Annotated in this window: 6 protein-coding genes; 5 read left to right on the top strand and 1 reads right to left on the bottom strand. The window is 50.2% G+C overall.

Going from position 1 to position 6,599, the window contains the following annotated elements:
- The first annotated feature begins 309 nt into the window (after window positions 1-309).
- On the top strand, window positions 310-1,560 hold the full coding sequence (locus ABD892_RS19125) for a DNA polymerase Y family protein (RefSeq protein ID WP_345197648.1): 1,251 nt from the start codon (window positions 310-312) through the stop codon (window positions 1,558-1,560).
- Between the two features lie 51 nt (window positions 1,561-1,611).
- Window positions 1,612-1,995 carry a hypothetical protein gene (locus ABD892_RS19120; protein ID WP_345197647.1) on the top strand — a complete coding sequence of 128 codons (384 nt, stop codon included), beginning with the start codon at window positions 1,612-1,614 and terminating at the stop codon, window positions 1,993-1,995.
- Window positions 1,996-1,999: 4 nt separating this feature from the next.
- On the opposite strand, the gene ABD892_RS19115 is transcribed toward ABD892_RS19120, so the two are convergent.
- Window positions 2,000-2,791, bottom strand: coding sequence for a TatD family hydrolase (locus tag ABD892_RS19115; protein WP_345197646.1), 792 nt, complete (start codon window positions 2,789-2,791; stop codon window positions 2,000-2,002).
- Between the two features lie 195 nt (window positions 2,792-2,986).
- On the opposite strand from ABD892_RS19115, the gene ABD892_RS19110 reads away from it, so the two are divergent.
- From ABD892_RS19110 to ABD892_RS19100, 3 genes are all read left to right on the top strand, one after another.
- The gene (locus tag ABD892_RS19110; protein WP_345197645.1) at window positions 2,987-4,789 is read left to right on the top strand and encodes a hypothetical protein; all 1,803 of its coding nucleotides are present in this window, start codon (window positions 2,987-2,989) and stop codon (window positions 4,787-4,789) included.
- 247 nt (window positions 4,790-5,036) lie between these two features.
- A complete protein-coding gene (locus ABD892_RS19105) occupies window positions 5,037-5,501 on the top strand; it encodes a hypothetical protein (RefSeq protein ID WP_345197644.1) in 465 nt (154 codons plus the stop codon).
- A gap of 135 nt (window positions 5,502-5,636) precedes the next feature.
- The gene (locus tag ABD892_RS19100; protein ID WP_345197643.1) at window positions 5,637-6,557 is read left to right on the top strand and encodes a copper chaperone PCu(A)C; all 921 of its coding nucleotides are present in this window, start codon (window positions 5,637-5,639) and stop codon (window positions 6,555-6,557) included.
- Window positions 6,558-6,599: the final 42 nt, after the last annotated feature.

Below are 6,599 nucleotides of genomic sequence, written 5' to 3'. Positions count from 1 at the left end.
GAACACAAGCTGATTCCAAAGAGATAACTGCGTTTTGTGCAAAAACTGTACTCTGTTGCCAAAAGTACGGCCAGCTTGCTCACCTTCCCAAGGTTAAGCGGGATTTAAGGTTCCTTGGCTGATGCTTTTCGGTTTGTTAACGGATGTAAGAGAGGCATCAGAGCAGTTATTTGAACGATTGTCGGCAAGAAGGTCGGGGGGGGGCATCGCGGCGTTATGCAGGTCTATGTGAGCCCGTGTCGGGTTGATAAAAAAATCCAATCATGCAGGGCGTTGACCGGGTGGTTCGCTTGCCATGATACTGTATGCATGAACAGTATTTTTTCAGAGAAGCGCCACTGGCCACGGATGATCGCGCTGGTGGACATGAACTCTTATTTTGCTTCTATCGAGCAACTGGATCGTCCGGAGTGGCGGGGGCGCCCGCTGGGTGTCACCAACGGGCGCACGGGAACCTGTATTATCACTGCTTCCTATGAAGCCCGTGCCTGCGGTATCCGGACCGGGATGCGCGTGCGGGAAGCCCGTGCGCTGGCGCCGGATTTCATCCAGGTGCCCGCACGGCCGTATCGTTATGCCCAGGTGTCATCCAGCATCATGGCGGCGCTGGAATCGATAACACCGGATATTGAGATTTTCTCTGTCGATGAAGCGTTTCTTGATCTGACAGCCTGTCAGAAACTGTATCGCTGTCCGGTTGAAGTCGTTGCCAGGAAGATCAAGCACTGTGTTTTCGAAGCATCCGGGCTGCTGTGTTCTGTCGGGGTCAGTGGGGATAAAACCACCGCCAAATGGGCGGCCAAGCAACAGAAACCCAATGGGTTGACCATCGTGGAGCCCTGGCGCGTGGCTGAGCGGCTGGCGCCGGTCCCTGTAACGGAATTGTGCGGTATCAGTACCGGAATCGGCCGGTTTCTGGCGCAGCATGGGGTTTATCTGTGTGGGGATATGAAACAGATCCCCATCAGTGTGCTGGCCGGGCGTTTCGGTAATCTGGGGCGCCGCATCTGGCTGATGGCGCAGGGGCTTGATCCGGAGCCGCTGCACCGGGAGGTCAAAGCACCCAAAACCATTGGTCATGGCAAGGTCATGCCGCCGGATACCCGGGATCGTCAGGAAGTGGATCGGTACCTGATGCATATGTGCGAAAAGGTGGCGACCCGGCTGCGGCGACACCAGCTGCAGGCCGGCGTGTTCAGTATTGGCCTGAATACCCGGCGTGGCTGGGTGGCGCGGAAACTGAAAACTGTGCATCCCACCGCTGACAGTGACCCGCTGATCGCCCTGGCCCGCTTTTTTCTGGAGAACTGGTGGGATGGTGTCGGCGTGCACCAGGTGCATGTGGCGGCGCTGGATCCCCATCCGCAGGCCTGTCAGGGCGAACTGTTTGCCCCGGATCATGCCCGGCGAGACCGGGTTCTGGCCGTGATGGATGCTGTAAACCAGCGTTACGGGGAATTTGCGCTCTGCCGGGCACCGCTGGTAAAGCGGTCTGATATGCCCAATGTGATCGCCCCGTCCTGGAAGCCTGCAGGATACCGCAATACCCTGGAACCCTGAGGAGCCGACTATCATGCCGATCGGTGTGATTTATCGTTTTGACCAGAAGGAATGTGCCTGCCGTTTTCGTCGGCCGGGGGCGCGGTTGCCGGTATTGACCAAGGATGGCGAGATGCGATTGTTACTCTGGGGGCGTCGACGGCTGGATGCCTGCCATGGCGACTTTCCTTTTGGCGGTTGGGCACGGCTCCACAATATTCAGGGGGGCGCTGGAACCGGTTCAATCCGGTGCCGGTCAAGATCCCGGCGCAGGCGTTTGTTGAACAGGATGTCAGTGGGCAGGAACACCGGTTCCCTGTCACGGAGGGGCAGTATCTGCAGGGGCTGGTCAGCCGGATCGGTCGCGAACAACGGGTATATGTCGTTACCCTGGAAACCAGCCTGGATGATATCTGTTTTGAACGCTGGCCCCGGCTGGTGGCGTCGGTAACATGATGTGTCAGGGCATTTGCAATGATTGAATTCTTAACACATCCATTGTGTTTTGGGTGGTCTGCCGGGCAATGATCTCCGCGGATTCCGGACGTAACTGGCAGAGCTCATCCAGAATCAAAGGCAAGTATTCCGGGGAGTTTCTTTGTCCCTTGAAGGCAGCTGGCGCCATATCGGGTGCGTCGGTTTCCAGTACCAGGCAGGTTAATGGCAGCGTGGCAGCCAGATGACGGAGCTTGGTTGCGCGGGGGTAGGTGATGGCGCCGCCAAACCCCAGCTTAAAGCCGATCTCAATAAAACGGTTAGCCTGTTGCTCACTGCCTGACCACGCATGGACGATCCCGCCTTCCTGAAAATGCAGTTCCCGGAGAATTTTCAGTATCTGATCATGAGATTTCCGGGCATGCAGGATAATAGGCAGCTTGTGGGCTTTGGCGATCTTCACCTGTGCCCTGAACAGGGATTCCTGCTGGCCTCTGTCCAGGTGGTCAAGATAGAAGTCCAGGCCGATCTCGCCGACTGCTATCAGGTGTTTTGGGCTCTGGCAAAGCTGTTGTTCTAGGGCTTCCAAGTGAGATGCATTATGTTCTTCAAGGAAATAGGGATGTAATCCTAAGGCGAAATAAAGCGAGATAGGGCGCTTTGCTGCGGCTAAGTGAATAATTGATTGCCAGCGAGAGGCTGTAGTGCCTGGAATGCAGAGAGCGAGGACTTTTTTTTGAGCACAATTATTCAAAATTATTGTGCGGTCAGTGTCAAAATCCTTGAAATCGAAATGGCAGTGGCTATCAAAAAGCATGAGGGTTAATTGTTGATTTGATTAAATGTCTGAATATTTTATTTTAAACGAGAGATTATTTCAAAATGAAATAACTGTATTTTTTTTATTTTCGAAAGTGATGTTTTTGTCTGGTTATGTCGGTTTTTTATTAACTTAATGCGCTAATCTGAAAATAAGTTGATTAAGAAAAAAACTTTTCATTGGAGAGTGAACATGGGCAAGGTTTCATCGACAGGAGCAGGGAGAGGCATTGCTTCTGGTCTACATAAAATTAATACCTCCGCTGGCAAGTCAAAAGTGCAAAAAGCCAGGGTAGGTAACATGAAATCATCTGTTGCTAAGGTCAAGGCGAAAAAAAGTCACTTTTCAGGTGTTAAAAACCTGATTGGAAACATAAAGCAAAAACTTAGCAAAAGAAGTGTCCAATTTGTGGAGGTTGATGTTACCCAAAGCCGTAAAGGTAAACAAGGTGGGGCCTTGTTTGAGAATAAAACGGCTGAGGCTTTGCAGGTGCGAAACCAGCATGTTGCCGATTACAATGGCGTCCGCGCGAAGCTTGAGGCTGCAATGGGAGCTGCTTCAGGCGCTGAGTCTAGAAGTCAGGCAGCAGATAGCCTGCAGCCAGTTTTATCGGATATACGCTCAAATTTTGAAACGATGGATTTTCAGCCTGAGGTATTGACAGCAGTCGAAGCCCTAATGCAAAAACTGCAAGAGCATAAAGGTAATGATGACGCACTGCGAACCAGGGTAGAAAGTGAAGTACAAGGGCATGAAACCTCTCTTAAAGAAAAAGAAACGCTCGTAAATGGTGATACGAGTACTGTTGGTCAAGCGATGAGAGAAGATCGTGATGCACTCGTTCGCGCAGAGGTCGATAAGTTTGTCGAGGAAAAATTAGAAAAGAGAGCGGAAGCTAAGGCTGGACGAAAAGGTAGAAGAGATCAGCTGGCAGCCGATAAAGAAAAGTACGGTAATGAAATAACGGAATGGAAAGAGAAACTCAGGAATAATTCTATTGATAAATCTGACAATGCTAAAGAACTTAAGCAATTAAGGTCGGATTTGAAAAAAGGGAAGAAGCTATTCGAGAGTATAGAAGCTGCAGAGAGACTCGCTAATAGAAGGCGTGCTAAAACGGCTAATGCTAATCCCGAAGGGAAAATGCAGAGTCTAATGAATAATCTGGAAGCGGCAGGTGGTGATGTTCGCAGTATTAAACAGGATGCGAAGAACGATAAAGATCTATTGAAGCGCGCAAAAGCTGAAGCAAAAAAATTAATGAAAGCGGCAGAAAACGAAATTGCGAAGAGGGAGCGGCAGTTGCTCAAGCTTGAAGCGCAAGCTAAGAAACTGGAACTTCAGTTTGCCGGTGAAAAAATTGTAACGGCTGTTGAAATAAAGAAAATGCAGTTTGATATGGGAAAAGTGATTGCCGCGCATGATAAACAAATGGATGAGCAGTTAGATACGTTACAAAAAGTTATGCCTAACCTCAAAGTGCCTAAGAGCGTATCACGTAAGGCCATGGCGAAGGAAAGTAAGGCTGCGTATCAGGCAAAACAGGGTGAAGCGGGTAATGTAGACGTATATGCCCAGGTTAATAAGCGCGGTGATGATGCTATGTCAGAAGCCTCCAGCCTGGGGATGGATGATAGAATGGATGACTTCGTTGATTACGATGAAACAGAGCCTTTGCTGCCGAGTGATAATGATGTTTCATCAATGGATGGGGTACGAACAACAGAACAAGATCTTGGAAGCATCAGCCGCGAGTTATACGCATATTTCCAAACCAACAAAGCAGATATTCAATCGGCACAGCAAGCACCAGCGCAAGAGAAGAGTGCATATAACGATCAATTGACCGATATTTTGATAGGCTGGCTGAAGGATGAGGGTTTGTATGTGAGTGACAACCAAGTGAAGCAAACTGCCAAACGTCTTATCGAAAATGGGGGCTCGTCAGAGTCTATCATCGAGTCAATCATTCAATATGGGCTTAAAAACGGATAAGTTATACATAAAATCTTATGTGGTTTCGTCAGGGAGACGTTTGGCGGTATCAGCTGAGCTCTTCCCTGATTTCGTTGTGAGTTTCTCTACGGCTTTTTTCACCTTGTTCTTCGTTCAAAAGAGAATCCTGCTGTTGATGTACCCATTGCTTATAGGGGATCAATCTGAAGGAAATGGATCACTTTGAATCTCGGTTAGCTTGCCTATAATTGCCGCTTTATCTTTTCAGCTGGTGACATGAGGGCGTATGGGAAAGCGGTTGTTGTTGGCAGGATTGATCCTGATAGCCATTGCTCTGTTGCTGAACCTGCCGGGTATTTTAAGGCAGATAAATGGGGAGCCGGCTGTGCGTCAGTATGACTGTCTGGACAGAGAGCAGGAGTGCCTCGCTGCCAGTACGTCGATTGGACAAGTATCACTCAGCATTGAGCCCGCCAGTCTGCCAGCCATGCAGCCGCTATCATTAACCGTCAATGCATCAGATAGACGAGTGGACTCCGTCAACCTGCAATTTATTGGCCGGGATATGAACATGGGTTTGCAGCCCGTTCCCTTAATCCGAAATGCTGATCATCCAGACCTTTGGCAGGGCGAAGGTGTTATCAGTTTGTGTACCGTGGATGCCGATATGGTGTGGCTGGCACGCGTGACTGTCATGGCGTCAGGTAAGCCATATGTTGTGGAGTTTGTATTAGGGGCGGCAACACATTAATCATCTTTTGGGGGACAGCTGCGACCATACCTCCTAAAATACCAGACGTTTTCATAATTCATAAATGCAAGGTGATGCCGATTCAGTCGGCATCATCAGGTGGTAGTGAGAAAGGATGTCAGGCGTATGAAAGGTATGGCGCAAAGGTTGTCAGTCATTATGCGACTTGCGGGATGCGGTCGGCGTTATGGTGTTTTGCATGCCCTGATGGGATTCCTTGGGCTATTGGTTGCCGGTACAACACTGGCTGCCGATGTGATGGTGTCTGACGCCCGTATTCGGGCAATGCCGCCTATCTCCAAGAACACAGCCGCCTACGTCGTCATCAGGAACAATAGTCCTCAGGCGATTGATCTGGTGGCTGCCGATGTGCTGGATAAGCAGGGGCGATCGATTGCCGATAAGGTAGAGCTCCACACCACGCGTATGGAAAACGGGTTGATGAAGATGGAGCATCTGGCCGGTATTCGTATTGATGCGGGCAAGCAGGCCCGTCTGGCGCCGGGTGGCAACCACATCATGATCATGGGACTGCATCAGGCATTAACGATTGGGGAAGATCTGGTGCTCAGCCTGTCATTCTCGGACGGTGAACGGGTCAAGGTGACCGCGCCGGTTATGAAAGTACTGACAGATGTCAAACCCCAGCCTGTGATGGACCATCACCAAACGTTGATGGTGACCGAACCCCGAGTCAGGGCCATGCCACCAGGTAGCAAAAACACGGCAGCCTATTTGACAATTAAGAACAGCGGTCAGAAGGATGTGGAGCTGGTGCGGATTGATACGCCAGTGGCGGATTTTGCCGAATTTCATCTCAGTAAAATGGAAGATGGCGTTATGAAAATGGAACACATGGCTGAGCCCCGTGTTCCGGCCGGTAAAAAACTGAAACTCCAGCCCGGTGGTCGCCATATTATGCTGATGGGACTGAAAAAGGACCTGGTGACCGGTGAGAAAGTGCCGCTTGAACTGCATTTCAGTAATGGCACGGTGCTAAATGTGCTGGCACCCGTGAAAAAAATGGTTTCCGAAAAGGGGAATCTTGCTTCTTGAATCTGTACGTTTTTAGCCTGTATACCTGAAAGTCAGTTGCTG

It is taken from the genome of Kistimonas scapharcae, from assembly GCF_039540975.1.
Taxonomy (GTDB): domain Bacteria; phylum Pseudomonadota; class Gammaproteobacteria; order Pseudomonadales; family Endozoicomonadaceae; genus Kistimonas; species Kistimonas scapharcae.
Note: the sequence above shows the minus strand (reverse complement) of the source record. Positions and strands in the feature narration are given on the sequence as shown.

What these genes read in the sequence shown, in the direction of transcription:
- ABD892_RS19115 (WP_345197646.1), bottom strand. Translation starts at nt 2,791, where the DNA reads ATGCTTTTTGATAGCCACTGCCATTTCGATTTCAAGGATTTTGACACT.
- ABD892_RS19100 (WP_345197643.1), top strand. Translation starts at nt 5,637, where the DNA reads ATGGCGCAAAGGTTGTCAGTCATTATGCGACTTGCGGGATGCGGTCGG.
- ABD892_RS19110 (WP_345197645.1), top strand. Translation starts at nt 2,987, where the DNA reads ATGGGCAAGGTTTCATCGACAGGAGCAGGGAGAGGCATTGCTTCTGGT.
- ABD892_RS19125 (WP_345197648.1), top strand. Translation starts at nt 310, where the DNA reads ATGAACAGTATTTTTTCAGAGAAGCGCCACTGGCCACGGATGATCGCG.
- ABD892_RS19120 (WP_345197647.1), top strand. Translation starts at nt 1,612, where the DNA reads ATGTGCCTGCCGTTTTCGTCGGCCGGGGGCGCGGTTGCCGGTATTGAC.
- ABD892_RS19105 (WP_345197644.1), top strand. Translation starts at nt 5,037, where the DNA reads ATGGGAAAGCGGTTGTTGTTGGCAGGATTGATCCTGATAGCCATTGCT.